The sequence below is a fragment of the Rhizobacter sp. SG703 genome, from assembly GCF_012275445.1.
GTDB lineage: Bacteria > Pseudomonadota > Gammaproteobacteria > Burkholderiales > Burkholderiaceae_C > Rhizobacter.
Map to the genome: position 1 here is coordinate 364,882 of NZ_JAAZQK010000003.1, position 26,608 is coordinate 391,489.

At 68.3% G+C, this 26,608-nt stretch carries 19 protein-coding genes; 9 read left to right on the top strand and 10 right to left on the bottom strand.

Annotation, left to right across the window (positions count from 1 at the left end):
* The first annotated feature begins 52 nt into the window (after positions 1-52).
* Positions 53-1,513 carry an HD domain-containing phosphohydrolase gene (locus FHT26_RS07280; RefSeq protein ID WP_168559481.1) on the top strand — a complete coding sequence of 487 codons (1,461 nt, stop codon included), beginning with the start codon at positions 53-55 and terminating at the stop codon, positions 1,511-1,513.
* On the opposite strand, the gene FHT26_RS07285 is transcribed toward FHT26_RS07280, so the two are convergent.
* Together FHT26_RS07285 and FHT26_RS07290 are read right to left on the bottom strand one after the other, a co-directional pair.
* Entirely contained in the window at positions 1,514-4,282 is a 2,769-nt protein-coding gene (locus tag FHT26_RS07285) for an immunoglobulin domain-containing protein (protein WP_168559482.1), read from the bottom strand.
* 97 nt (positions 4,283-4,379) lie between these two features.
* Positions 4,380-4,724, bottom strand: a complete 345-nt coding sequence (locus tag FHT26_RS07290) for a cupin domain-containing protein (RefSeq protein ID WP_168559483.1) — start codon at positions 4,722-4,724, stop codon at positions 4,380-4,382.
* A gap of 135 nt (positions 4,725-4,859) precedes the next feature.
* Between FHT26_RS07290 and FHT26_RS07295 the strand changes: the two genes are divergently transcribed.
* On the top strand, positions 4,860-7,577 hold the full coding sequence (locus FHT26_RS07295; protein WP_168559484.1) for a winged helix-turn-helix domain-containing protein: 2,718 nt from the start codon (positions 4,860-4,862) through the stop codon (positions 7,575-7,577).
* A 126-nt stretch (positions 7,578-7,703) separates the two neighbouring features.
* On the opposite strand, the gene FHT26_RS29780 is transcribed toward FHT26_RS07295, so the two are convergent.
* The 3 genes from FHT26_RS29780 to ppnP all read right to left on the bottom strand — a co-directional run bounded on the left by FHT26_RS29780 (position 7,704) and on the right by ppnP (position 10,855).
* A complete protein-coding gene (locus tag FHT26_RS29780; RefSeq protein WP_168559485.1) occupies positions 7,704-9,917 on the bottom strand; it encodes an ATP-binding protein in 2,214 nt (737 codons plus the stop codon).
* A 17-nt stretch (positions 9,918-9,934) separates the two neighbouring features.
* Positions 9,935-10,471, bottom strand: a complete 537-nt coding sequence (locus FHT26_RS07305; protein ID WP_168559486.1) for a putative pterin-binding protein — start codon at positions 10,469-10,471, stop codon at positions 9,935-9,937.
* A 69-nt stretch (positions 10,472-10,540) separates the two neighbouring features.
* Positions 10,541-10,855 carry a pyrimidine/purine nucleoside phosphorylase gene (ppnP, locus tag FHT26_RS07310; protein WP_168559487.1) on the bottom strand — a complete coding sequence of 105 codons (315 nt, stop codon included), beginning with the start codon at positions 10,853-10,855 and terminating at the stop codon, positions 10,541-10,543.
* 72 nt (positions 10,856-10,927) lie between these two features.
* Here ppnP and FHT26_RS29785 point away from each other — a divergent pair, with 72 nt between their 5' ends.
* On the top strand, positions 10,928-12,661 hold the full coding sequence (locus tag FHT26_RS29785; protein ID WP_246867760.1) for a serine/threonine protein kinase: 1,734 nt from the start codon (positions 10,928-10,930) through the stop codon (positions 12,659-12,661).
* A gap of 155 nt (positions 12,662-12,816) precedes the next feature.
* Here the strand turns inward: FHT26_RS29785 and FHT26_RS07320 are convergent, their stop codons facing one another.
* Genes FHT26_RS07320 through FHT26_RS07340 form a run of 5 tightly spaced genes read right to left on the bottom strand, consistent with a single transcriptional unit; the run spans position 12,817 to position 16,532 of the window.
* A complete protein-coding gene (locus tag FHT26_RS07320; RefSeq protein ID WP_168559488.1) occupies positions 12,817-13,584 on the bottom strand; it encodes an amino acid ABC transporter ATP-binding protein in 768 nt (255 codons plus the stop codon).
* Complete coding sequence (locus tag FHT26_RS07325; protein ID WP_168559489.1) at positions 13,571-14,218, bottom strand: amino acid ABC transporter permease; 648 nt, start codon at positions 14,216-14,218, stop codon at positions 13,571-13,573. Before FHT26_RS07325 ends, FHT26_RS07320 begins: the two co-directional genes overlap by 14 nt.
* 3 nt (positions 14,219-14,221) lie before the next feature.
* The gene (locus FHT26_RS07330; RefSeq protein WP_168559490.1) at positions 14,222-14,881 is read right to left on the bottom strand and encodes an amino acid ABC transporter permease; all 660 of its coding nucleotides are present in this window, start codon (positions 14,879-14,881) and stop codon (positions 14,222-14,224) included.
* Between the two features lie 17 nt (positions 14,882-14,898).
* Complete coding sequence (locus tag FHT26_RS07335; RefSeq protein ID WP_168559491.1) at positions 14,899-15,696, bottom strand: transporter substrate-binding domain-containing protein; 798 nt, start codon at positions 15,694-15,696, stop codon at positions 14,899-14,901.
* A gap of 2 nt (positions 15,697-15,698) precedes the next feature.
* Positions 15,699-16,532: a GntR family transcriptional regulator gene (locus FHT26_RS07340; protein WP_246867761.1), complete on the bottom strand. Its 834-nt coding sequence runs from the start codon at positions 16,530-16,532 to the stop codon at positions 15,699-15,701.
* A 767-nt stretch (positions 16,533-17,299) separates the two neighbouring features.
* On the opposite strand from FHT26_RS07340, the gene FHT26_RS07345 reads away from it, so the two are divergent.
* From FHT26_RS07345 to FHT26_RS30300, 6 genes are all read left to right on the top strand, one after another.
* The gene (locus tag FHT26_RS07345; protein WP_168559492.1) at positions 17,300-17,695 is read left to right on the top strand and encodes a hypothetical protein; all 396 of its coding nucleotides are present in this window, start codon (positions 17,300-17,302) and stop codon (positions 17,693-17,695) included.
* 48 nt (positions 17,696-17,743) lie between these two features.
* On the top strand, positions 17,744-18,145 hold the full coding sequence (locus FHT26_RS07350) for a hypothetical protein (RefSeq protein WP_168559493.1): 402 nt from the start codon (positions 17,744-17,746) through the stop codon (positions 18,143-18,145).
* A gap of 12 nt (positions 18,146-18,157) precedes the next feature.
* Entirely contained in the window at positions 18,158-18,745 is a 588-nt protein-coding gene (locus FHT26_RS07355; RefSeq protein ID WP_246867762.1) for a prolyl hydroxylase family protein, read from the top strand.
* A 72-nt stretch (positions 18,746-18,817) separates the two neighbouring features.
* Positions 18,818-19,351 (top strand): hypothetical protein, encoded by a 534-nt coding sequence (locus FHT26_RS07360; RefSeq protein ID WP_168559494.1) that lies wholly within the window; start codon positions 18,818-18,820, stop codon positions 19,349-19,351.
* 134 nt (positions 19,352-19,485) lie between these two features.
* On the top strand, positions 19,486-19,896 hold the full coding sequence (locus FHT26_RS07365; protein WP_168559495.1) for a hypothetical protein: 411 nt from the start codon (positions 19,486-19,488) through the stop codon (positions 19,894-19,896).
* A 15-nt stretch (positions 19,897-19,911) separates the two neighbouring features.
* On the top strand, positions 19,912-26,592 hold the full coding sequence (locus FHT26_RS30300; protein ID WP_168559496.1) for a calcium-binding protein: 6,681 nt from the start codon (positions 19,912-19,914) through the stop codon (positions 26,590-26,592).
* Positions 26,593-26,608: the final 16 nt, after the last annotated feature.

Consider the following 26,608-nt stretch of genomic DNA (forward strand, 5'->3'; position numbering starts at 1 on the left):
CGGACCTGCCCCGCACGGCAGGCCCTCGCCCATCCCGACACGCCCGCTCCCGATGTCCACCCCGTCCACCGCCTCGCCCGACGCCCAGGTCCTCGTCTTCGATGCCGTCAAGGCGCTTGCCTTCGTCGGTGACCTCAGCATGGGCCAGCCGGTCGACCATTCGGCGCGCACCGCGTGGATCGCGGCCCAGCTGGCGGCCACGCTCGGCCTCGGCGGCGACGCCTGCGCCAACGCCGCTTACGTCTCGCTGCTGCGCTGGTCGGGCTGCACTGCGAACGCGCCGGAATTCTCCGAGCTGATGGGCGACGACGTCGGCGGCCGGCACGCGATGCTGGCGGCCGGGCTGCCGTCGCACCTGGCCGGCTCGATGATGCCGCTCGCGCAGATCCATTGCGAAGTCTCCGGCGACGTTGCGCGCACGCTCGGCATGCCGCCGGCCGTCGAGCTGCCGCTGCGCCGCATCTTCGAGCGGCCCGACGGCCACGGCCAGCCGAACGGCCTGCGCCCGCCGGACATCCCGTTCGAGGTGTTCATCGTCTCGGCCGCGAGCGACCTGGAGATCTTCAGCCGTGTCTACGACCTCGAGCGCGCGCTCAGCTACCTGGCCGCGCGCGCGGGCGCGGCCTACCCCGCCGAGGTGGTCGACGCGGTGAGCCGCCATGCCGTCGACTGGCTGCACACGCTGGAGCAGGACCCGGCCTGCGTCGACACGGCGCCGGCGATGGCGGCCGGTCCCCACGGCGGCAGCACCTCGCTCGAACTGATCGCCGACGTGATCGACCTGAAGCTGCCGTGGCTGACCGGCTACTCGCGCCGTGTCGCGCAGGTGGCGGCCGCCTGTGCCGAGCGCCTGGGACTGCCAGCCTTGTCGCGCCAGCGGCTGTACCGCGCGAGCCTGGTGCACGGCATCGGCCGCGCGGCGGTGCCGAACGCGCTCTGGGACCAGCCCGGCGCGCCGAGCGAATCGGCGATGGAACGGCTGCGGCTGGTGCCGTACTGGACGGCGCGGGCCGCGCGCCGCATCGGCAGCCTGGCCGACGAGGCCGAGCTTGCATCGCATGCCGACGAACGGCTCGACGGCTCGGGCTACTTCCGCGGACTGTCGGGCGCGGCGCTCGGCATCGAGGCCCGCGTGCTGGCCGCGGCGGCGCATGCGGTGCTGCTGCAGACCGCCCGCCCGGGCCGCGCGGCGCTGTCGTTCGACGAGGCGCAGGCGCAGCTGCAGCGCGAGGCGCAGCGTGGGCTGTTCGACGCCGACGTGGTCGCCGCGCTGGGCGGCGCCTCGCGAGCCCCCGAGCCGCCGCAGGCGACCGAGCCCGCGGCCCTGCTGACCGGCCGCGAGGTGGAGGTGCTGCGCCGCATCAGCCTCGGCGAGAGCAACAAGGAAGCGGCCCGCACGCTCGGCATCAGCCCGAGCACCGTGCGGGCCCACCTCGAGAACATCTTCCGCAAGCTGGAGTGCACCACCCGCGCCGCCGCCACCCTGAAGGCGATGACGACCGGGCTGCTCTGATCAGTGCCCGCGGGCCGCGGCCCTGGCGAGCGAGCGGGCCACCGCCGTGGCCGACGACGCCTTCGCCGGCGGCAGGCTGCCCAGCAGCCCGCCGTCGACGATCTCCACCACCAGCCCGCCGGCGGTTCCGCGCACGCGGCCGATCACCTGGCCGTTGCCGCTGATCGTCACGGTGCCGCTGCCGCTGCTCGGCAGCCCTTGCGTGCCGAAGTCGAGCTGGAAGAAGCCGTCGACCTGGTAGTTCACGCCGCCGCGGCTGAACGCGAGCTGCGCGTACTCCTCGCGCGTCAGCAGCAGTCGCTGCTGCGGGGCCACGCCTTGCATCACCGTCTGCATCAGCGCAGTGCCGCCGCTGAAGCTCGCCACCGACTGGGTCGCCATGTCGGTCACCGTCAGCCCGCTGGCCGGGAGGTAGCGCAGCGTCGTCGTCTCGGTCGTGCCGTTCAGGCTGCCGTCGAGCTCGACCTTCGCGTTGCCTTGCACGCGGCTGGTCTTCGCGACGCCGTTGATGTCGTCGGCCGTCACGCGGAAGTCGCTCGCGGTCGACTGCGCCGAGCCGACGCGGTGCGCCAGGTCGGCGAAGCTGTACGCCAGGCTGCTGCCGCCGGTGTAGACGGACGCCCCCTCGGTCTGGCAGCCGGTGAACTGCGCGGCCAGCGTGTGGTTGCCGGTGGGCAGCGTCGTGCCCGCCGCGGGCGCGGCGGCGCCGTCGAGCGTGACCGAGGCGGTGCCGCCGGCACACACCGCGTCGAGCCCGAGCATCCTGAAGTCGTCGTCGGCGAACTGCAGCGGTGCGCCGGCGGCCTCCATGCCCGGCAGCCACAGCGTCATCAGCGCCAGCAGCTTCGCCTGCTGGTCGCTGCTCGCCTGGTTGACCGTCAGCGTCGCGGCGGCGCTGGTGACGCTGCCCTTCGCGTTCGTCACGACCACCTGGAACTGCGCGCCGTCGTCGGCCGCGGTCACTGCGTCGAGCGTCAGCAGGCTGCCGGTCGCGCCGCCGATGGCGACACCGTTGCGCTGCCACTGGTAGCTCAGCGGTGCGCTGCCCTTGGCCTCGACGGCGAAGCTGGCCGGGCTGCCGACGTTGACGACGATGCCGTGCGGCTGCGTCGTGATCACAGGGGCCGATTGCGCCGGCACCACGGTCAGCTTCGCGGCGTCGGTCTGCAGCGAACCGCTGGCATTGGCGACGCTGACGCTGAACAGCGCGCCGTCGTCGGCATCCGCCGTCGCGAAGGTGTAGACCGCGGCGGTCGCGCCGGCGATCGGCTGGCCGTTGCGCTTCCACTGGTAGCTGAACGGCGCGCTGCCGTCCACCGCCACCGAGAAGACCGCGGTCTCGCCGGACGCGACGGTGAAGGGCTGCGGGCCGAACACCAGCGTCGGCGGCAACGGCGTCGCACTGACGGTGAGCTTCGCGGTCAGCGTGGTCACGCTGCCGGCGGCGTTGGTGCCGCGCAGGCTGTAGACGGCGCCGTTGTCGGCCAGCGTCACCTCGGGCAGCCACAGGTACGGGCCGTCGGCGCCGGCGATCTCGACGCCGTTGCGCAGCCAGGCGTAGACCATCGGCTGCGTGCCGTCGATGGTCGCGCTGAACATCGCCGTCTCGCCGACCGCCACGGTCAGCGCTCGCGGGTTGCTGGTGACCTTCGGTGCGAGCTTGCTGCCGCTGGTCGCGGGCGCCAGCACCATGCATTCGGTCATCGCGCCGTTCTCGCTGCCCATCGTCACCTGGTGGATCGGCGTGACGAGCTTGTCGGTCGCGGCCCACACGCTGGTGGTCGAGTCCTTGCGCACCAGCACGACGAAGTGGCCGTTGTCGTCGGTCACGGCCGCGCTGCGGCCGGAGTAGTCGACGCCGCTGGTGCTGACGAGCACGTTGGCTGCCGGCTTGCCGTCGGCGGTCTGCACGCAGCCTTCGAGCGCCACCGTCTCGGCGATCCGGTCGGCGTTCCAGTAGCTGAAGTGCGTGACCGTGCCTTCGTAGTACTGGTTCGCGCCGCTGCCGGTCAGCGTCGCGCTGCCTTCCTGCACCCAGCGCGCGCTGGCTTCGTCGAAGTGCCACAGCGGCACGCTGGCCGGCGGGTTCGGCGAGCGGGTCGACAGCGGGATGCGCACGGTGGCGCTGCTGCCGGGCTTCAGGTTCAGGCGCTTGCCGTCGGCATCGCGCAAGTCGACCTTGACGGCGCCGAAGCTCTCGATCGTGCGCTCGCTGCCGTTCTGCAGCGTCGTGTAGCCGCCCGGCATGCGCTCCGGGTCGCGCGCCGGGTCGATCGGCGTGACGCTGACCGATACGGTGCCGGCCACGGCCGCCCCGGTCGTCGCATCGACCAGGCTGTTGGCGGGCAGCGCCACCTGCGCGGTGCCGGCGGCGTTGCCGATCGTCGCGCTGGCCGCGGCGTCGAAGCTCTGCGGGGCGGCGAGCTTCAGCAGGCGCACGCGGACGTCGGCTGTGCCCTTGGCCGCGAGCTTCACGACGGCGACGTTTGCGCCGTGCCGAGCGGCCTCGACCTTCACCGTCACGCGGTCGGCCGGCGCGACGCCGTTCAGCGTGAAGCTGCCGTCGGCGGCGGTGGTCGTGCTGGCGCTACCGGCGCTGACGGTGGCATCGGCCACCGCCTGGTCGCTGTCCATGTCGACGACCTGGCCGGTGACGCTGGCGGTGGCTGGCGGCGGTGTGCTGCCGCCGTCGTTGGAATCGCCGCCGCCGCATGCGGCGAGGACGACGCTGGCGAGCAAGGCGGCCAGGCCGTGGGTGAATTTTTTCATCGCGTTCTCTCTGGTATCCGATGGGGTGTTGCGGTGAGGTTCGCAGTGTTCCGGCGCCACCGCCGCGCGGCATCGCCCGAAGGAGCCAGCGGCCGCGTCAGCGAGGAGCCACCCCTTTCGGGGGAGCCGCGACGATGACCAGCTGCAGCAGCCCGCCGCCGTGGTTGACGACCTGGTGCTCGGCATCCGGTGGCACGACCAGCGTGCACGGCGCCTGGAAGCGCTGCGGGCCGTCGGGCAGCTGCAGCTTCCCACTGCCCTGCAGCACCAGGATGGCCAGCTCGCCGTCGTGGCGCTGGCTGCCGGTGACCGCGCCCGGCACCAGCTGCTGCGTCCAGGCTTCGAAGCCGCGGATGCCCTGCGCGAACCCGGCGACGCCGACGCGCGGGTTCGGGCCGTCCGGCGGGTCGCGGGGCAGGGCGCTGTGGTTGATGACGAGCATGTCGCGATGCTGCAGGCCACGGCGCCGCACCGCATCGGCCGAAAGAGCCATCCGGTCGCGGGACGGCGGGCCATCCCCCCATTTGAGGAGGTCGTGTGCGGGCTCGGCGTCGCCTGGCGCCATCAGAATCCCGCGATGTCGTCCGCTCCCGCACCCGCTCCCCACGCCTTCGCGCTGGCCAAGATCCAGCCGCCGCGGCCGCGCACCAGCCTGGTCGGCCGGCCGGCGCTGGAACTCGCGCTGGGCACCTCGCTGCTGCAGCGGCGGCTGACGCTGCTGCTCGCGCCGGCCGGCTATGGCAAGACCTCGGCGCTGGCGCGGCAGATCCGGTGGCTGCCGCCGGGCACCGCGCTCGCGTGGGTCAGCGCCGACGAGGACGACCAGTTGCCGCGCTTCCTCGCGTGCCTGGGCCGCGCGCTGGAGCCGCACGACCTGCCGTGGCGCGTCGACCCGGATGCGCTGGCCACGCTGGCGCTCGGCGAGCGCGGGCTGCGCGCGGTGGCCGACGAGCTGATCAACGCGCTGGCTGGTGCCGAGGCGGCGCGCGGCCTGCTGGTGCTCGACGACGTGCACCGCATCGCCGATCCGCAGGTGTTCGAGCTGCTGCAATGGGTGATCGAGCGGCTGCCGGCGCGCTGGGGCGTGGCGATGGCAAGCCGGCTCGAGCCGCCGCTCGCAATGGGCCGCTGGCGCGCGGCCGGCGAGCTCGGCGAGTTCCGCCAGTACGAGCTGCGCTTCAACCAGGACGAGGTGGTCGCGTTGCTGGCCGGCGCCGGGCTGCCAGCGGATGCCGGTGTCGCGCGCGAACTGCTGGAGCGCACCGACGGCTGGGCCGCCGGGCTGCGCCTGAACCTGTCGGCACGGCCCGGCGGCAACGGCGCGCGGGCCGGCGTGCTGACGCAGCGCCACCTGTTCGACTACCTCGCGGCCGAGGTGCTCGACGACATGCCGGCCGAGCTGCGCAGCTTCCTGCTGTGCTGCGCGGTGCTGCCGGAGCTGACCGCCGCGCGCTGCGCCCGCGTCAGCGGGTCGCCGCATGCCGCGCGACTGCTGGCCGAGGTGGAACGGCGCGGCCTGTTCGTCAGCGTGCTCGATGCCGACGAGCTGACGCTGCGGCTGCACGACCTGTTCCGCGATTTCCTTGAAGACCGGCTGCAACGCGAGTGCGCCGGCGAGCTGCCGGCGCTGTTGCGCCGCGCGGCCGAGGGCGAAGACGACCTGCCGCGCGCCGTCGGCTACCTGGCGCGTGCTGGCGCCTGGGATGAAGCGGCGCAGGCAGTGGCCGGGCGCGGTGCCGAGCTGCTGGCGATCGGCGGCGGGCCGAGCCTCGCGCGCATGCTGGCGCTGTTCCCGCCGGCCGAGTTCGAGCGCCGGCCCGAGCTGCATTTCCTGCGCGGGCTGAGCTGCTTCCCGACCTTCGCGTTCGACACGATGCTGGCCGCGATGCAGCAGGCCGAGGCCGGCTTCCGGGCGGCCGGCCGGGAGGCGCAGGCATGGCGGGCACGGGCGTATGCCTGCCTCGCGATGGAGAACATGGCGCAGACCGAGGTGGCCGCGCGCGAGCTGCCGAAGCTGCTGGCGCTGCCGCTGGACGACGGCACGCGCGCCATCGTGTGCTTCGGCGCGGCCTGGGCGGCGTATGCGCAGGCGCGCGCGGCCGACGTGGCGCCATGGTTCGCGCAGATGCTGCAGGCGCTGGAACGCGTGCCCGAGCCGGCGGTGTGGGACGCCTGCTTCTTCCATAGCCTGTGGGTTGGCATGCCGGGCATGGACGGGCTGCTGGAGCGCTTCGGCGAGCGCGCGACCGTGTTGTTCGGCGACACGCCGACGCAGCTGCGCGCCGGCGTGCTGCATGCACGGGTTTGGCTGGCGTTCTCGGCCGGCCGGCTCGACGAGGCCGGGCACTGGCTGGCGCGCGCCGACGAAGACTGCCGCTGGCTCGGCCGGCCGCGCAGCGTGCTGACCGAGAACCACCTGGCGCACACGCTGATCGATGCGGTTGGCGGCCGGCGCGACGCGGCGTATGCGGCGGCGCTGGAATGCCGGCACGACATCGCCGAACACGGCTCGGCACCGAACCGGCTGACGCACGAATGCGAGGCGATCTTCACGCACGGCCGCGCCGCGTGGATCCTGCAGGACGAGGCCACGCTGCGCGAGCTGGACGCGCGGCTCGCGCAGGTGCCGGACCCGTGCGGATGGGCGGCGGCCGACGACGGCCGGCGCTTCAGCCGCGCGTTCGTCGCGCTGGTCGACGGGCGGCTGCACGACGCGCAGGCGCTGCTGGCGCCGCTGGCGATCGACCACGAGCCGTCGTGCTTCTTCCCGGCCGCGCAGGCGACGGTGCTGCTGGCCGATGTGCGGCTGCGGCTGGGCGCGCTCGACGAGGCCGCGGCGACGCTGCGGCCGTGGATTGCACGGGCGATGGCGGGCGGCTCGGTCGGCGGCGCGCTGCTGTGCGGCTGGCCGGTGCTGCAGCGGCTGCGCGACACGCGCTGGGGCGAGCGGCTGTCAACGGACCAGAAGGCGGTGCTGGGCCGGCTGGCCGCGACGCTCGCGCCGCGCGAAGACCCGGCCGTGCGCGCGGCACGGCCCGGCGGTGCGGCGGCGCGGGCACCGCAGGACGACGATGCGGCCGCGCCGCGTGGTGGGCGTGCGCAAGGCCTGGCCGGCCTCAGCGAACGCGAGCGCGAGGTGCTCGCGCGCCTGGCCGCCGGCGACAGCAACAAGCTGATCGCGCGCGGGCTCGAACTGAGCCCGCACACCGTGAAGCGGCACGTGGCCAACCTGCTCGGCAAGCTGGGCGTCGAGACGCGCGGCCAGGCGGCGGCGCGCTGGCGCCATGGTCCGTAGCCCGGACGCCCATCCGGGCTACATGACAACCCCTCGCCCGGTGGGTACACCGGTCGATCCCCCGAGGGGATGCGGTCCGGCTTGGGGCGGCCCGGCGCTCGGCCCGCTTGACGCCAGACATGGAACCTACAGCAGCCCGAGCTTCACGCACAGGTCGCGCGTGATCCCCATGTGGCGGTCCAGCTCGTCGAGCAGCGGCTCGACCGGTGTCGTGGAGCCTTCGGCCGCGGCCTCCTGCAGCCGCGTCGCGCTGTCGGCCACGCTGCGCAGCCCGAGGCTCAGCGCCGCGCCCTTCAGCGCATGCGCCTGGCTGCGCATGCTCTCGTGGTCGCGCCGGCCCTGGGTCTGCCGCAGCGATTGCAGCGTGCCGCCGTGCAGGCCGAAGAAGCGGCCGAGCAGCTCGGCGTACTTGCCCGGCGACAGCGCGACGCTGACGTTGTCGACCGTCGCCTGGTCGAGCGGCGAGGCCGATGCGGCCGCCGTGCCGCCGTCGACCGCGGTGAACACCGGCGTCGCCTGCTGCCCGTAGCGGCCGAGCACCTCGCGCAGTTGCGGCAGGTGCGCCGGCTTCGTCAGGAAGCCGTTCATGCCGGCCTGGCGGGTGCGCTCCTGCGACTCCTGGAACGCGTCGGCGGTCAGCGCGATGATCGGCAGCTCGCCCTTGGGCGGCGGCATCGCACGGATCGCGCGCGCCGCCGCGAAGCCGTCCATCAACGGCATGTGCAGGTCCATCAGCACGACGTCGAACTCCTGCGCCTGCACCGCGCGCACCGCCTGCTCGCCGTCTTCGCTGAATACCGCCTGGTGGCCGAGCTTGTCGAGCACCGCCTCCAGGTAGGCGCGGTTCACCGGATGGTCTTCGGCGACCAGCACGCGCAGCGGTCGGGTGGGCGCCGTGCCGTCGGCGGCCAGGCCCGGCATGGCGCCGGCCGGTGCGGCGACCTCCGGCAGCGGCAGCGTCACGACGAAGCGGCTGCCGACGCCGGCCTGGCTGCTGACCGCGATGTCGCCGCCCATCAAGCGCGCCAGGCTGCGCGAGATCTCCAGCCCGAGGCCGGCGCCGCCGTGGCGGCGCGAGGTGGTGTCGTCGCCCTGCGAGAAGCGTTGGAACAAGCGAGAGAGCATCGCGGCGTCCATGCCGATGCCGGTGTCGACCACGCTGAACAGCAGCGCACCGCCGGCCTGCCGCGTCACCGCCAGGCTCACCATGCCGGCGTTCGAGAACTTCAGCGCGTTGCTCAGCAGGTTGAACAGGATCTGCTTCAGCCGCGTCGCGTCGGCATTCACCCAGTGCGGCACGTCGGGTGCGATGCTGACCTGCAGCTGCAGGCCCTTGGCATGCGCCTGCACCCGCATCAACGCGTCGACCTGGCCGAGCATCGCCACCAGGTCCAGCGGCTGCGGCGCGACCTGCAGGTTGCCCGATTCGAGCTTCGAGATGTCGAGGATGTCGTTCAGGATCGCGAGCAGGTGGTTCGCCGACTCCTTCGCGGTGGTGAGGAAGCGGGCCTGCTGCTTCGACAGCGGCGTGTCCTGCAGCAGCGACATCATCCCCAGCATGCCGTGGAAGGGCGTGCGGATCTCGTGGCTCATGTTGGCCAGGAACACGCTCTTCGCGCGGCTGGCCGACTCGGCCTCGGTGCGGGCCACCGCCAGGTTGTCGGCCAGCGCCTGCAGCCGCTCGCCGCGCTCGGACAGGCTGCGGAACTGCCGCAGCACGATCAGCGCGAACGCGATCAGCAGCACGCACTGGAACAGCGTCAACCCGAGGCTCAGCTTCGATTGCGTGCGCACCGCCGCGTTGCGCTGCGAGACCCGCTCGTACAGCAGGTGCGACGCACCGAGCGACAGGTCGTGCAGCGGCACGCTCAGCCCGTCGAGCCGCACCAGCAGCTGGCGCAGCGCGGCGGCGTCGAGCGCGGCCGCCGGCTTCTCGCCGAGGTAGCGGTCGGCCTCGTCGACGAAGGCGCGCACCTGCAGCATCGCCTGCGTGTAGATGCCGTGGTCCGGCATGATGCGCGCCGCGCGGTCGTGGTCGACCAGGCCGATGCGGCTGACGAAGATGTCGTAGCGGTTCTGCAGCGCCTCGCGCGGGGCGGCACGCGATTGCTGCAACGGCAATGACAGCGACAGGTCGGCCAGCGCCACGTGCATCTCGTTGCGCAGCCGCAGGTGCTCGGTCTCGAGTTGGAAGAAGCTCCAGCCGAGCGCGTCGTTCTGGTAGTGCACGCTGCTGTCGAGCAGGTCGTACTGGCGCCATTGCACATAGGCGGCGGCCGCCAGCGCCAGCGCCAGCGTGGTCGCCAGCATCACCAGCCAGCCGCGGCGGGGCGCTGTCACCGGCGGCGGCGCACCGCTCATCGGACGTCGAGCAGCCGCAGCTGCCAGACCGCGCGGCCGTAGTGCACCGCGGTGCGCAGCTCGGGCTGGTCGTCGAACGGGTAGATGATGACGAGCGGCCCCTTGTCGCGCACCGGCATCGGCTTGTCGTCGAGCAGCCAGGCCACCATCACGTCGCTGGTCGCGGCGTCCTCGATCGGGATGTCGACCTTGTAGTCGTTCAACGCCACCGCACGCACCAGCTGGCCCTGTGCCCCGGCGGCGGCCAGCAGGTCGCGCAGCCGCACGCCGGTGAACTTGCGCGGCGTCGCGTACCACGGCGTGCGGGTCGAGAAGCTGAGCTGCGGCAGCTTCTGCAGCGCCGCTGCATCGAACGACAGGCCGTCAGGGCCGTTGCGGTGCTGGATGCCGCCGATGATCGTCAGCAGCGGCTTGCCTTCGGGCGCGTCCGCCGCGCGCGCCGCGCCTGCGATCCAACACAGGCCGACCGCGGCCAGCAGCAGGCCGGCTCGGCGTCGATCCTCCCCTCCGCTCCAAAGTCTCGATCGTCCCATCTGACGGATTTTGCATTGGTTTCACCGCATGGCCCGCCGCCGGAGCGCCGGCTCGGCCGCGGCCGCCCCTCAACCGAAGTGGCAGATGTAGTGCATCGTGCTGGTCACCTCGATGTCGAAGGCCGACTGGCCCGGCACCGAGAACGACTGGCCGGCGGCGTACGACTGCCAGGCCTCGCTGCCGTCCAGGCGGATGCGGCAGCCGCCTTCGACGACCTCCATCACCTCCGGCGCGCCGGTCGTGAAACGCAGCGTGGCCGGCAGGATCACGCCGACGCTCTTCTTGCTGCCGTCGGCGAGCTCGATGCCGTGCGAGACGCACTTGCCGTCGAAGTAGACGTTGGCGCGGGTCGAGATGGTGGCGGTGATCTTGTCGGTGGTCATGGTCGGGTCGACGAAGGATGGTGGACGGAACGGCGGAAGTGTAGGGGCGAAGTCGCCGGGTAAACTGCCCCGATGAGCACACCGACCGGCAGCGCGGGCCTTCAAGACGACCAGGGCGCGCTGCGTCCCGGCACCCGGCTCGGCGAGTTCGAGATCCTGCGCGTGCTCGGTGTCGGCGGCTTCGGCATCGTCTACCTCGCGATGGACCATGCGCTGGAGCGCCAGGTCGCGATCAAGGAGTACATGCCCGCCGCGATGGCCGCCCGCGGCGACGGCGACCAGGTGTCGCTGCGCTCGCAGGCGCACCTCGAGACCTTCGGCATCGGGCTGCGCTCGTTCGTCAACGAGGCCAAGCTGCTCGCGCGCTTCGACCACCCGTCGCTGGTCAAGGTCTACCGCTTCTGGGAAGCCAACGGCACCGCCTACATGGTGATGCCGTACTACGCCGGCCGCACGCTGAAGGAAGAGCGCAAGGCGCTCACCGGCGTGCCGAGCGATGCGTGGATCCGCGGCGTGATCGACCCGCTGCTCGGCGCGTTGCAGGTGCTGCACGACGAAGACGTGTTCCACCGCGACATCGCGCCCGACAACATCCTGCTGCTGCCGTCGGGCCTGCCGGTGCTGCTGGATTTCGGTGCCGCGCGCCGCGTGATCGGCGACCGCACGCAGACGCTGACCGCGATCCTGAAGCCGAACTACGCGCCGATCGAGCAGTACGCCGACGTTGGCCAGCTGCGCCAGGGGCCGTGGACCGACCTGTACGCGCTCGGCGCGGTGCTGCATTTCGTGATCACCGGCCGGCCGCCGGTGCCGTCGGCCGCGCGCGCGGTGCACGACGATGCCAAGCCGCTCGCGCAGCTCGACGAGGTGCAGCGCGGCACCATCGGCCAGCCGCTGCTGCGCTCGATCGACTGGGCGCTCGCGGTGCGGCCGAGCCACCGGCCGCAGAACGTCGCGCAGTTCCGCGATGCGCTCGACGGCCGGCTCGTGCCGCCGGAGCGGCCGCTCGCCGATGGCGAGGCGACGCAGCCGGTGTCGCGCGAGCAGGTGCAGGCCGCGTGGTCGCCGACGCAGCCGATCGACGGGCAACCGACGGTGTTCCAGCCGACGGTGGCGGCGACGCAGCCGAAGGCGGCGGTCGCGCCACGGACCGCGGCGGTGGTTTCGGCGCCGGCGTTGTCACCGCCGCCTGCGCCGCCGCGCCGCGATGCCGCCGCACCGCCGGCGGCCGAACCGCCGAAGCGCCGCGGCGTGCTGATCGCCGGTCTCGCCGGTGTCGCCGTGCTGGCGATCGCGGCGGTGTTCGCGATGAAGGGTCGCGGTGGGCCCGAGGTGGAACCGGCCTACGCCGAACCGTCGGCCGCGTCGGCGCCCGCGCCGATCGCGATCGAGCCGCCGGCGTCGGCGCCGGTCGCCGCGGTCGTCGAGCCTGCTGCCGTCGCGACGCTGCCGGCCGTGGCGGACGCCGCGGCGTCCGAGCCCGCCGCCGCGCAGGCGGCCGACGGCAAGGCCCCTGCGGCGGCCGCAAAGCACCGCGCCGAACCGAAAGCTGCCGTGGCCGAGTTGCCGCCGACGACCCAGGCAGCACAGCCGGCCGTCGCGACGACGCCGGCCGCGGCCGCCGCCACCGAGGCCGCCGGGCCGAAGACGCCCGGCGAAGCCTGCGGCGCACGCAAGTTCCTCGCACGCCTGACCTGCATCCTGCGCGAGTGCGAGACCAACCCGGCGTTCCACGACCACCCGCATTGCGTGCGGGCGCGCGAACTCGAAGACGAGCGCAAGCGCAAGGAATTGAACGGAGGCTAGCGGTCTGGCCTGACTCTCCGTTCGCCCTGAGCCTGTCGAAGGGTTCTGCGTACACAAACCGTTCGCGCTGAGCCTGTCGAAGCGCTGCGCGCAGGCTTCGACAAGCTCAGCCCGAACGGGGTCTGAGGCGAGGTGCGCACATGGACGCCGGCCCCTCAGTGCAATGCCGACAGGAACTGCTTCAGCTCCGCCGTCTGCGGCGCGCCGAACACCTGCGCCGGCGAGCCGACCTCGTGAATCCGCCCGGCATGCATGAACACCACGCGATCGGCGACCTTGCGGGCGAAGTTCATCTCGTGCGTGACCATCAGCAGCGTCATGCCCTCGTCGGCCAGCGTCTCGACGACGCGCAGTACCTCGCCGACCAGTTCCGGGTCCAGCGCCGACGTGATCTCGTCGCACAGCAGCACCGCCGGCTCCATCGCGAGCGCCCGAGCGATCGCGACGCGCTGCTGCTGGCCGCCGGACAACTGCTCCGGCTGCGCATCGAACTTCTCGGCCAGCCCGACGCGCTCCAGCAGCCGGCGCGCCTGCGCGGTGCAATCCGGGTCGGCCTTCTTCTTGACCAGCGTCGGCGCGAGCATCACGTTGCGGCCCACGCTGAGGTGCGGGAACAGGTTGAAGCCCTGGAAGATCATCCCGACGCGCTGGCGCAGCGCGCGCATCGCTGCCGCATTGCCGTGCAGCAGCGGCTGGCCGTCGACCGTCAGCGAGCCTTCCTGGAACCGCTCCAGCCCGTTCACGCAGCGCAGCAGCGTGCTCTTGCCCGAGCCGCTCTTGCCGATGATCGCGATCACCTCGCCGCGCACGACCGACAGGTCGATGCCCTTCAGCACCTCGTTCGTGCCGAAGCGCTTGCGCAGCCCGGCGATCTGCACGATCGCCTCGGGCGCGGCGGGGGCAGTGATCTCAGGCGTGACCATGAAGCTTTCTCTCCAGCGAACGGGCCCACAGGGACACCGGGAAGCACAACGCGAAATACAGCAGCGCGACGAATGCGAACACCGTGAACGGGCGGAAGGTCGCGTTGGCGATCGTCGAGCCGGTCTTGGTCAGCTCGGCGAAGCCGATCACCGACGCGAGCGCGGTGCCCTTGATGATCTGCACCGCGAAGCCGACCGTCGGCGGCACCGCGACCCGCAGCGCCTGCGGGCCGATCACGTGCCGCAGCTGTTCGCCCAGGTTCATCGCGAGCGCGCTCGACGCCTCCCACTGGCCCTTCGGCACCGCGTTGACGCAGCCGCGCCAGATCTCGGTGAAGAACGCGCTGCTGTAGAGCGTCAGCGCGATGGCCGCGGCGGTCCAGTTCGACAGCGACAGCCCGAGGCCCGACAGCCCGAAGAACAGGAAGAACAACTGCATCAGCAGCGGCGTGCCCTGGAACAGCTGCACGTAGCCGGCGATCAGCCGTTCGGCGCGCGGCATCGCGAGCCGCGCCACCAGCAGCGCGAGCCCGACCAGCGCGCCGCCGATGAAGGCGACCAGCGACAGCGCCACCGTCCAGCGCAGCGCGAGCAGCAGGTTGCGCAGGATTTCCCAGAGCGTGAACTCGACCATCGGCTACTTTCCGAAGATGAGGCGCGGGCCGATCCAGTTCAGCAGGCGGCGCAGCGCGATCGACAGCACCAGGTAGATCGCGGTGCCGACGATGAAGGCCTCGAAGGCCCGGAAGTTGCGCCCCTGGATCAGGTTCACCGCATGCGAGAGCTCGGCCGTCGCGATCTGCCCGCATACCGCCGAGCCGAGCATCACGATGACGATCTGGCTGACCATCGCCGGCCACACGCGCTTCAGCGCCGGCGGCAGCACGACGCGGGTGAACACCTGCATCTCGCTGAGCGCCAGGCTGCGCGCCGCCTCGACCTGGCCGCGCGGCGTGGCGGCGATGCCGGCCCGCACGATCTCGGCCGCATACGCGCCGAGGTTGATCACCATCGCGAGCACCGATGCGGCCTCGGGCGACAGCCGCACGCCCAGGCTCGGCAGCCCGAAGAACAGGAAGAACAGCTGCACGATGAACGGCGTGTTGCGGATCAGCTCCACATACGCGCCGGCCGCGAAGCGCAGCCCTGCCGCGCCGTGCAGCCGCGCCCACGCGCAGGCCACGCCGAGCGCCAGGCCGAACACCGCCGACACGCCGGTCAGCGCGAGCGTGATGCCCACGCCCTTGGCCATCAGCGGCCATTCGGCCAGCACGGCCGGGAAGTCGAGGCTGATCATCGCGGGCGCGGTTCAGCTCACTGGGGCAGGTCGCCGGCCGGGCGGCCGAGCCACCTGACCGCCATCTTGTCGAGCTCGCCGCTCTTCTTCGCGTCGGCGATGATCTCGTTGACCTTCGCGCGCAGCTTGTCCTCGCCCTTGGCGACGCCGATGAAGTTCGGCGAGTCCTTCAGCAGCAGCTTGAACTCGGTGCCGAGCTGCGGGTTCTTCGCCATCATCGCGCCGGCCACCGACGCGCCGGTCGCGATCAGCTGGGTCTGGCCCGACACGTAGGCCGAGACGGTCACGTTGTTGTCCTCGAAGCGCTTCACGTCCAGGCCCGACGGCGCGATCTTGCCGAGCTCCTGGTCTTCCATCGCGCCGCGCGTCACGCCGATGCTCTTGCCGGCCAGGTCGGCCGGCGTCTTCACCGTCAGCGTCTTCGGGCCGAACACCGCCTGGAAGAACGGCGAGTACGCGGCGGTGAAGTCGATCACCTTCTCGCGGTCGGGGTTCTTGCCGAGCGTCGAGATCACCAGGTCGGCCTTCTTCGTCTGCAGGTACGGGATGCGGTTCGAGCTCGTCACCGGCACCAGCTCGACCTTCACACCGAGCTTCGCGGCGATCAGCGTGGCCATGTCGACGTCCAGGCCCTGCGGCTTCAGGTCGGTGCCGACGAAGCCGTACGGTGGGTAGTCGGTCGGGATCGCGATCGTGATCAGCTTCTTCGCCAGCACGTCGTCGAGCGCGGTCTGCGCCTGCGCGGCGGACGCCGCGAACAGCAGCGGGGCAGCGGCCAGCAGGCCGAGGGCTTTCAGGAAACAGCGGTGGCTCATCGTCAGTACTCCGGGGTGGACGAGGAAGGGGGATCGGTCAGCAGCGGCGTGAAGAGGCCTTTGCGAACTGCCGCGCTTGTATGCAAGGCCTGTGCCTTGCCTGCCTTGCCGGCCGGCTTGACCCCGCCGACCGGCGACAGCGCGCTGCGCAGCGAGGCCAGCGGGTCGACGGCGCCGCTCGGGTCGAGGTGGGCGGCCACGCTGTCGATGTGGCGGCGCATCAGCTCGGCCGCGCCGGCCGCATCGCCGCGTTCGAGCGCGGCGACGATCCCGGCATGCTCGGCACACGACTGCGCGGCCTCGTGGTTCGACTGGTACAGCACTGCGATCAGCGTGGTTCGGGCGGTCAGGTCGCGCAGGATCTCGGCCAGCGTGCCGTTGCCGGCGCACTCGGCGAGGCAGACGTGGAAGTCCCCCAGCAGGAAGCTGCGCTCGCCCGCATCGGCCGCGGCCACGGCCGCCTGCTCCTGCGCGACGTGCGCGCGCAGCCGCCGCAGCGGCGCGCCCGCCAGCGGTGCGGCCAGCGACTGCAGCAGGCCGGTCTCGATCAGCCGCCGCGCGGCGAACGCCTCGCGGGCGTCATCGGGCGAAGGCTGCACGACGAACCAGCCGCGGCGCGAATTGACCTCGACCATGCCGCGCGCTGCCAGCCGCGTCAGCGCTTCGCGGACGATGGTGCGGCTGACGCCGAACAGGTCGGCCAGCGGCTGTTCACCGAGCCGTGCACCGGGCGCGAGCTTGCGCGCGAGGATCGCGTCGACGATGCGGTCGGCAATGTGTTCGGGCTTGTTGCGGATGGCGGGCACCAGCGTGAGGCATGGATTGGTTGCATACAAGCCGGTTCACCAAAATGAGGCATCAGGGCTTGCAGCGCCCACCCGGATCGGGTGCGGCGGGGTTGTATGCAAGTGCCGGGCCCGAACGGCCGGGCTTGGCGACAGCACGAACCTGCGGTGGTTGTCATGGCCATCTTGATGGATGGATTCGCGCCGCGGCTGCGTTAGGCTGCGAACCGGATCGATCGAATGCGGCGCCCATCGGCGCTGCGCCAGAAGCTCCAAGCCCCTTGCCGGCGATTGCCGGGCGGCATCCGTCAGCACCGCAATGGCTTGTCGAGCCTCCCTCCTTCGGGGGCCCTGGCATCCCTGCGCGGTACCGCACAATGACCCGCAAACAGGGAGAAGCAGGTGTCGATTCAAACAGCGCCAAGTGCGCCGGTGCGCACATCGCCCGAAGATGACGCGGCTGCAGTTTCTGCGGCGCCGGAAATCTCTCCGCTGATGGCACGGTGCCTGATCGCGAGGCTGCACCATGTGGCCGCTGACTCGGCCCACTTCGCCCATCAGCTGGGCTGGCCGCCCACCCACCGACCCATCACGATCGACCTGCTGCTGGCTCCCCAGCGCTTGGGCCTTGAGGCCAGGCTCAACCGCAGCCACCCGGGCCGCCTGAACCTCGCGCCGCTGCCTGCGCTGGCCTTGATGAACGATGCTTGGCAAGTGCCGTGTGATCGAGTACTTGCCGAGCCCGGTGCAGACGGCCGTCTGCGATCGGTGAAATGCGGACGTCGTTGCTCGCCCGAGGGCCATCGATCATGCCCTTCGTGAATGAATACATCTCTGATGAAGATATCAAGTGGTATGGGATCGAAGAAGCCGACAGGCGGCTGTTCAACATCACGTTCCGTCCGGAGTGGACCATCAACCGAGAGCGAGATGTCTATCTGCGACTCGTGGGCTCGGGGAGGGAGGAGTTCGCCAATCACAAACGATTCGCGTTGTACTGGGAGGGCAAATTGATCCTCATCCGCTTGGATCAGCAAACCGGCCGTTCGAGCGCGGGTTGCTCCGTTCACTACGAACTCTTGGGCATCGAACTGGCTACCGACTTGGCGAGTAGCCGGCCGCAAGTCCTCATGGATTTGAAGGAAGCTCTGACGACGTATGCCGGCGGAGGTGTGAACGCTCGGTCGCAGAACGCAACCAGTTTTGGCTTCTGAACATGGACCGCTCAGGTCAGAACGCTCGTATACCAGGAGAGGGAAGTCATGGCTTTCTCTAACGAGTACATCTCCGACGCAGACGTCAAGAAGTACGACCTCGAATCGATCGATCAGAAGTTCGTTGTCGGCGGCACGCATTCCCGTGACTGGACGATCGACCGAGATCGCAATATTTATTTGCGTGTCGTGACGAGGGGGCGTGAGGAGATGGCGCACGTGTCCACGTGGACGCTGTTTCGCCACGGCGACCTTGTTGCGGTCGAGCTGGAATTGCAAGGCACCACCGGAGGTGTCGCGCAGGCGAGTTCAGCCTACATCAAGGTGCGCCGGACAGATCTGCCGGAGCATCTGCAAGCACTGCGAAGCGATGTGCTTGCAGATTTCCGGGAAGCGCTGGTTGCCTACGGAGATGGCGGAGTTTTTAACACCGCTACGTCCTTCCATTGACCTTGGATGACTATGCTGAACCTGACTAACTTTGCCGTACCACCGCCGCAGTGGGTGGCCCATTCGGAGCGTGTGTTCTCGACACGAAATCTGTTGCTTGCCGACGAGTGCGCCGCGCTGATCGAGTTGGCGGAGCAGCGGGGCTTTGGCGCGGCGACGGTGCGCACGGACGGCGGGCCGCAAGTGATGAGCACCGTACGGAACAATGAACGTGCGCAGTTCGAGGCGCCGGAATGGATCGCGTTGGTGTGGCAACGGATGGCGGCGATGCCGCTGCCGGCGCTCGAAGGCGAAGTGGCGCTTGGGCTGCCGAAGCAATTGCGCTTCTACAAGTACTCACCCGGACAGCGCTTCAGGATGCACAAGGACGGCCCGTGGCATGAAGACGGCCTGACGAGCAAGCTGACTCTGCTGGTGTACTTGAACGAAGGCTTTGCCGGTGGGGAGACGGACTTCCGGACGTTCGGGATCGTGCCGAAGGTGGGAAGCGGATTGCTGTTCATCCATCACACGTGGCACGAAGGGGCGGCGGTAACGGAAGGGGTCAAGTATGTGTTGCGGTCGGATGTGATGTATGGGATGCCGGGAATCAATTTGTAAGTATTGGTTTTGACTGACTCTGCGAATTTGACGTTGTGATTGCTGATTAATATTTGATTGCCGAGAGAAATTATGACTTACCAGCTGAAGATGATTACTTCTGTCGATGCTTCCAAAATAATCTCAGACGCCGATGAGAGAAAGCAACGGCATTTGGCCATGAGAGGAGGTCATTTTGAAGGCGGTGACAACCTTCACTGGGCAGTCGATGTTAATAGAAATAGCTATTTATTCTGGGCGCCTCAGCTTCCGATGGACTCGCGGTGTACATATTATTTCTTCAATAATGGTCGAATGTACTCGTTATCGCTGAAGAATAATTCATCTGGGCTCCTGCGCCCCCTGGATCATGAGGCTGACTTCGATTCGAATCAACTGCGAGAAATGGTGAGAGAGGCATTTCTTGTTTACGGAATGTATGGTGAGCCAGGAGGCGCGCCTGTATTGGTGAATTTTGAAGGGCGGGGGGTTAATATGGCAAAAGATTATCTCGCGGCCTACCTTCAGCTCACGGACCCGGCTGCAAATTTCACTGTCAAATCACTCTTTGACCTGATAGACGAAGTCAGTGGTTCGGTGAAAGGGGCCGCTGCAGGCGATACATAGTTGTTGTTCAGTGGGTTGATGCCAGATGGCCAAGGACATCGAAGACTCCGCGAGAGACAACCAAGCTACGAACTTTTCTGAAATTTACTCTCGCAAAGTTATTGCTTTGCAATCGACATGACAGGAGAAATGAAATGACTTTTATTAATGAATATATTTCGGCGCAAAACATTAAGAAATATGACATTGAAGAAATAGATCGCCGATTCTTGAAGGTAACGTTCCAGCCAGATTGGACGGTTGATAAGGAGCGTGATATATATTTGCGTTTTGTAGGGTCTGGCCGCGAGGAGTTTGCGACACAGAAAGAGTGCACCCTGTATTGGTACGGGGTGCTGCTCACGGTTCGCCTGGATCAGCAAACGGGAACTGCGCCGGATGGAAGTAGGTGGCGGCATTACAAGCTTTTGCAACTGGATCTGCCCGAGTCGATAGCGGATCAACGAAGCAAAGTTGTTTCGGACCTGAAAGAGGGGTTGATTGCTTACCAAGGTGGCGGCGTTTATTCAAGTGGCGCGCGAAGCACAACCACGTTTGATTTCTAATAGGACGTTGCCGCCATGACTTACACCGCAGCAGAAGCTCTGCAACTCCTCACGAGCAATCCGGCTGCATACGCTACATCAGACAGCCTCTTGTCTCTAGTGGCTCAAATTTCATTAGAAGCGACGGGTGGTCGCGTTCATGGAAGTGTGACCGTACTGTACAGCGGACCGCTTGGCGATGGTACGAGTTCAAATGCGATTATAAAGAGTATGCTCGCCTCCGGCGCGGATATTCGAGCTATCGATGCGACCGAGGTTGCTGCCTTCTTGGAGGCGCCTCAGTTCAAGAATGCAGTGGCGAAAGCTTTTAATTTGACGGAAATCGCAGATCTGGATATCAGGGGAACTCCAGCGAACGATTTCCTTTATGCTTCTCGTGGCGGTGCTTGGGCCAATACCTCCGAACGCTTCGTTGCTGCAACTGTTGGCGAAGTTCGCGTTATTGCGCCATTTGCTTTGTCAAGCCGAGTATTCGCCCAAGTTGAGCTTCCTACTCTTCTTAACAATCTGAATGTGACATCGATAGATGGCGTCCCGATCGCAACGATAAAAGCGATGGGCGATGAGTCAGCTATCCTGAATTCCATACGAGAACTCTCAAGAGACCAAACTCACTTCAGCAAGCTGACACCCGCAAGCACGGCAACGTACTTGGGATGGTCCGACGCTACTGCAGAACTTGCTCACAGCGATAAGGTACTCGTGCAGTCGTTTATCGAGCAAACGGCAAAGATGGGTTCGGTTGAACTGGCCAATGCGAAAGCTGGGGCTGTGGCTATCCAGGACATGGTGAGGAATGCGCCGGCTGGATCGGCATGGGCGAAGAGGCTGGGGGTGTTTGGAACACTACTCACACTCACGCTGGCCGGAATGGATGCCAACGCCAATCCATCGCGAGCCAAAGAAATCATGACGGAATGGGCCGTCGATGCTGGTGGCTCGTCTGCGCTGCAATGGGCGGCTGGGGCCATCGCAGCTGCTGGGGCAGGAGTTTTGGCTGCCGCCGGTGTTATCCCGGCGTCCGCGGCGGCGGCAATCGTGTTTGGCGCGGCCTTGATCGGTGGGTTCTTCGGCGGCGACGGCGCAGTTGAGTTCTATCGCTTGCTGAAGGACCGTGACCAAAACGGGCGAAGAGATTTGCTGGACAAGCTCAGCAACCTCCTCTTCGGCGTCACCTCCACGATCACGACTCCACTGCCTACCGACCTCAATGGCAACAAGCTGACCATCGACGCCAGCCTGACCCGCGACGAACTGATCGGCCAGGCCCGCAACAGCATCGCATGGCGCTACGCGTTGCGCGAGCTGAATCCGTTCGTGGTCACGGACGTGAGCTACACCGCGCACAACACCGATGGCTCGCTTGACCTGTCGGACGAAGCCAGCGGCCAAGGCATGACGGACTCCTACCTCAGCGATCGGGCCCAGATGCTGGCTTGGAAACTCAAATGGGACAAGCAAGGCGCGCGCGATGACGATGACAGCCCGCGCGGCGGCCACAAGAGCTACGACGACGATTGGGATACATCGGCCGTGGCCGGGAACTGGGACTACATCGACTACACCCACGTCATCCCGGGCGGTTCCCCGCTCACGCTGGCCATCGACGGCACCGGCATCTCCCTGTACGACCACCAGATCGCTTTCGGCAGCGAGAAGGGCGACGTCATCAATGGCGATGGCGATGAGGACCATCTCTATGGGATGGGCGGCAATGACCTGCTCAACGGCAAGGATGGCAACGATCACCTGGAAGGTGGCGCCGGCAACGACTCGCTCATTGGGGGCCTGGGTGCCGACATGCTGATCGGCGGCACCGGAGACGACACCCTCGAAGGCGGCAAGGGCACCGATACCTTGCAGGGCGGGGACGGCACGGACATCTACAAGTTCGCGGCAGAGGGTGGCTACGACACCATCGAGGACAAGGACGGCCAAGGCGAAATCAGAATCGACGGGCTGGGCCCCATCACGGGCGCCGGAGCGAAGAAGGTCGCCGACGGCGTCTGGCAGACCGCGGACAAGAAGGTGAACTACACGCTCGTTCCCATCGACGAGCTGCGGAACGATCTCTTCATCACGTTCTCGGATCGAACCGACGTCATTGCCGTGCGCGGCTGGTCGCCGAACAAGAACCTCGGCATCACGCTCGACGGTGCGTACACACCGCCCGAGACCGGCAACACCGTGCCGGGGACCCCTGTCAATGAAGTCCTGAACAGCAATGGCGCGAGTTCGACCTTGCTCGGCTTCGCCGGCAACGATGCCCTCAATGGATCGGCAGAAGCCGACCTGCTGGATGGTGGCGAAGGCCACGACCTGCTGGCCGGTGGTGCCGGCCGCGACACGCTTCAAGGCGGCGACGGAAGCGACTACATCTTCGGCTCCGCGGGCTACGCGGGGGCAGGGTGGAGCGACACGCGCGGCGACTGGTCCGTGGTCGAAGGCAGCCAATGGCATGTCCCGGGCCTGGGCCTCCCGGTGACGGACGATGAAGGAAACGTGATCGATGGCGGCGCGGGCGACGACTGGGTGGCCGCTGGCTCCGGCAGCGACGTCGTGCATGCAGGCGATGGCAGCGATCTCGTCTACGGCATGGGTGGCAACGACTTCATCGACGGTGGCGACGGCGATGACGACCTCCACGGCGATGCCTCCATCGTGAACAGCACCAGTTCCTACATCCATACGCCGCAGGAGCAGCAAGGTGCGGACATTCTGTCCGGCGGTGCCGGCCAGGACACGCTCACCGGCTACGGTGGGGCCGACGATCTGTATGGCGATGAAGGGAATGACCTGCTGCTCGGCGATGCCGACATCGAAGCGGCCCCGGCTGCCATCCATGGCGACGACTACCTCGATGGCGGAGACGGTGACGACACCCTGCTGGGCCAGGGCGGCGCCGACGATCTCTTCGGCGGCGGTGGCAGCGACGTGCTGGTGGGCGACACCGCGTCCGACACGCCTTCGCAACAGCTGGCGGCCGAGTTCCACGGCGACGACTACCTCGACGGCGAAGCCGGGAACGACGTGCTCTATGGCGGCGGCGGCAAGGACACCCTCTTCGGCGGCGATGACAGCGATACGCTGATGGGCGACGACGCCGTGTCGCGCCTGTCGGCATCGGCGCATGCCGCAGACTACCTGGATGGCGAGGCCGGTGACGACCGCCTGTTCGGCCAGGGCGGCGATGACAGCCTGTACGGCGGCACCGGCAACGACAGCCTGTGGGGCGATTCGGATGCCACCGGCGCCGATGCAGCAGCCTTCGGCAACGACTACCTCGATGGCGAGGATGGCGACGACTACCTCGAAGGCGGCGGCGGCGCCGACACGCTGTGGGGCAGCGCAGGCAACGACGCCTTGTGGGGTGACGCCGATGAAACGTCGCTCAGCGCCGCAGCGCATGGCAACGACCTGCTGGACGGCGGCGAAGGCGACGACACGCTCGTCGGCGGCGGCAAGGACGATGAACTTGGCGGCGGCGACGGCAACGACGAGCTTCGCGGCGATGACGTCACCAGCGTGGTCGCTGCTTCCCTGCACGGGAAGGACACGCTCGATGGCGGCGCGGGAGACGACAAGCTCTGGGGCGGTGGCAACGACGACGTGCTCGATGGCGGCGACGGCAACGACTGGCTGTCTGGCGAGGACGAGACCGGCAGCGATGCGGTCTCCACATTGACCGGCAACGACACGCTCTACGGTGGCACCGGGAACGACAGCCTGCTGGGTGGCAATGGCAACGACGTGCTGGATGGCGGCGAAGGCTTCGACATGCTGTATGCCAGTGCCGGCGACGACACCTTGACGGGTGGCGAAGGTGCCGACTCCCTCTTCGGTGGCGCGGGCCAGGATGCACTGCGCGGCGGTGACGGTGATGACCTGCTGGCCGGTGGCGAAGGCGACGACACGCTGACCGCGGACATCGGCACGGACGTCCTCCTCGGAGGCGAAGGCAACGACCTGCTCGAGTCCGACGGCGATGACTACCTTGTCGGCGGCGCCGGCAACGACACCTACCGCATCACCTTCAAGCCGGCCGAACTGGTCGAGGGCAAGCCGATCTACATCGCCTCCCACATCGACGACAACGAGGGCGACAACGTCCTGCAGGTCAATGGCGTCACGCTGGCCCACGACACCGCGGAAGTGTTCAGCCAGGACGGAACGACTTACGTCAGTTTCGGATCGGCCGGGCTTGTGTCCTATGGCTCCGGCATCTCGCCGGGTTCACTGATGGTGGCCGATTCAACCGGGGCGACCCGGTCGCTGCAAACCATCGTCGACGCGACCGAAGCGCGAGGGCTGGTGCGCTCCGGTTACATGACCGGCAGCGGCATCATGTGGTCGTCGTCGATGACGGGCGACCAGGCGCTGACCGGCACCAGCGTGCGCGACCTGCTGCAAGGCGGCAGCGGCGAAGACCTGTTGAGCGGGGGCGGCGGAGACGATGTGCTCGAAGGCGGCATCGGCAACGATGAACTGCAGGGCGGCGCCGGCGCCGACCTGCTGTCCGGGGGCAAGGGCGACGACTCGCTGTCGGGACGCGTGACCGATGCTGAATCCGGTGTCGATGTCTACGAATTCAATCGCGGCGATGGCGTGGACACCATCGCAACCGTCCAGGCATCGGATGGCGGGCTGGACGTGATCCGCTTCGGTGCCGGCATCGGCCTCGCCGACATCCGGGTGAGCAGCCCTGGCGTGGCGCGTGGCGGTGCCCGGATCGTCTCGATCGACTACGGCCAGGGCGACGTCGTCACGCTGGAAGCGGGGGCGTACATGGCAATCGGAGCGCTGCAGTTCGCGGACGGCACGACGGCATCGCTGCTCGATCTGATGCAGCTGCCGCCCGCCGAGGGCGGCCTGTCGGCCGACGGCGTGTACCGCGGTACGGCGGGCGCTGACCTGCTGGTGGGCTCCGAGCAGGACGACCGCATCGAGGGCGGGGCAGGCGACGACACGTTGACGGGCGGAGCCGGCAACGACACCCTGGTCGGTGGCACGGGCTCCAACACCTACACCTTCAGCGGCAGCGATGGCTACGACGTGGTCGAGGGCAGCACCGACGAACTCGCCACCTTGCAGTTCGACGGCAGCGTCACCGGAGCACGCGACGGCAATGACCTGATCCTGGCGTCCGGAGAGTCCTCGATCGTCAGGATCAAGGACTACGCCTTGCATCCGGGCTTCGGGACATCCTGGCACGTCGAAGCCCATGGCCACGCCGCGGTGACGCTGGACAGCATCGCGTCGGCATTGCCGCCGGCGCAGTCCGACCTGGCCGGGCGCAAGACCGCGTTAGTCGAGGCGCAACTGCGCGATTTCCGGATCGAGGGCCAGTTCGCCAGCTTTCTCGCGGGCGGTGTGCAGAGCGCCGACAAGGTCAGGCAGGTCGATCTCGAGGTGGCCGGTGATGCAGACTTCCTGCCTGGGGCGTGGCAGGTCGAGGAGTTTCAGCGATACCGGACCGTCATTGGCCGGGATCGCGGCTCCCATGCCCCCAGCTCGCCGGTCAACCCCGCATCGGACATCAAGCGGTTCGTCTCGCTGGATGACTTGCCGGGTGGCGCATCCAATCTGCCGCCGGGTTCCACCCTGGTGAATGGCGGGCAGGGCCACGACGTCCTCGGTGTGCTGCTGCCGGCGGGTTCGTCATCCGGCGGTTCGGGCTTCTACAAGCCGCGCAACGAACCGCCGGTCAGCACCTTCGAGACGGAGTCGTACATGGAGTACGTGTACACCGCCACGCAGGCGACGGTCCATGGTTCGGCCGGCGACGATTCCATCGAGTTCGGGGGCGGTGGCGGCAGCGTCAACTATGAAGACATCGCCACCTTCACCGACTTCCGCGGATCCCTCGAAACCGGCGCTGGCGACGACTCGGTGAACATCGGCTACCGGACGCTAACCGACTGGGGCATTGCCACGAACGGGCCGACGGACGGTGAAGACGTCGACTTGGGCGTGTGGTTCAGCTATGCCGACAACACGTATCGTGGCCGGGGTGGATGGCTGGATGTCGGCGAAGGCAACGATGCCGTGCAGGGAACCGACGCCAACGACGTCATCATCGGTGGTGCCGGCAGCGATTGGATGGACGGCAGTTCGGGCGCCGACACCTACATCGTCGGCACGGCGGGGTCGGATCTGGACACCATTTCCGACCTGGCCGCATTCGACTGGCTCCAGCTGGGGGACACCTACGGGTTCGACGCCCTGCAGTACTTTGCGATGTACGGTGACTTGACCTACGCGAACAAGGACATCGTGGAGTTCGACACCTCGGTTCAGCAGGCCAGCCTGAGCTATCAGTGGTCCGATGCCTTCACCTTCGACCCCAACCCCGAGAACTGGGAAGAAATCGAAGACCGGATTTCGCTGCAGACGCTGAAGCTCTTTCAGGACGGACGCGAATTCCTCGACATCGACTACGCGGCCGATCGGGTGGCTTCGGATCACGCGGTGTCAGAGCGCGGTGTCGAGCTGTTCCGCTTTGCCGACGGCGCGACGATGGCGCTGGACCAGTTGCTGGCGACGCTGAGCGTGCAGGGCGGCGGGGTCGACGCTCAGGCGCAAGGCTTGGTCAGCGCGATGGCGGCATTCGGCGCTCCGGCGGCTGCCGAATCCGACATGACCCCCCAGTGGCGAGGGTCGATGCCGGTGCACCTGACCACCAATGCGTTGATCTGACCGGCTTGCTGCGGCC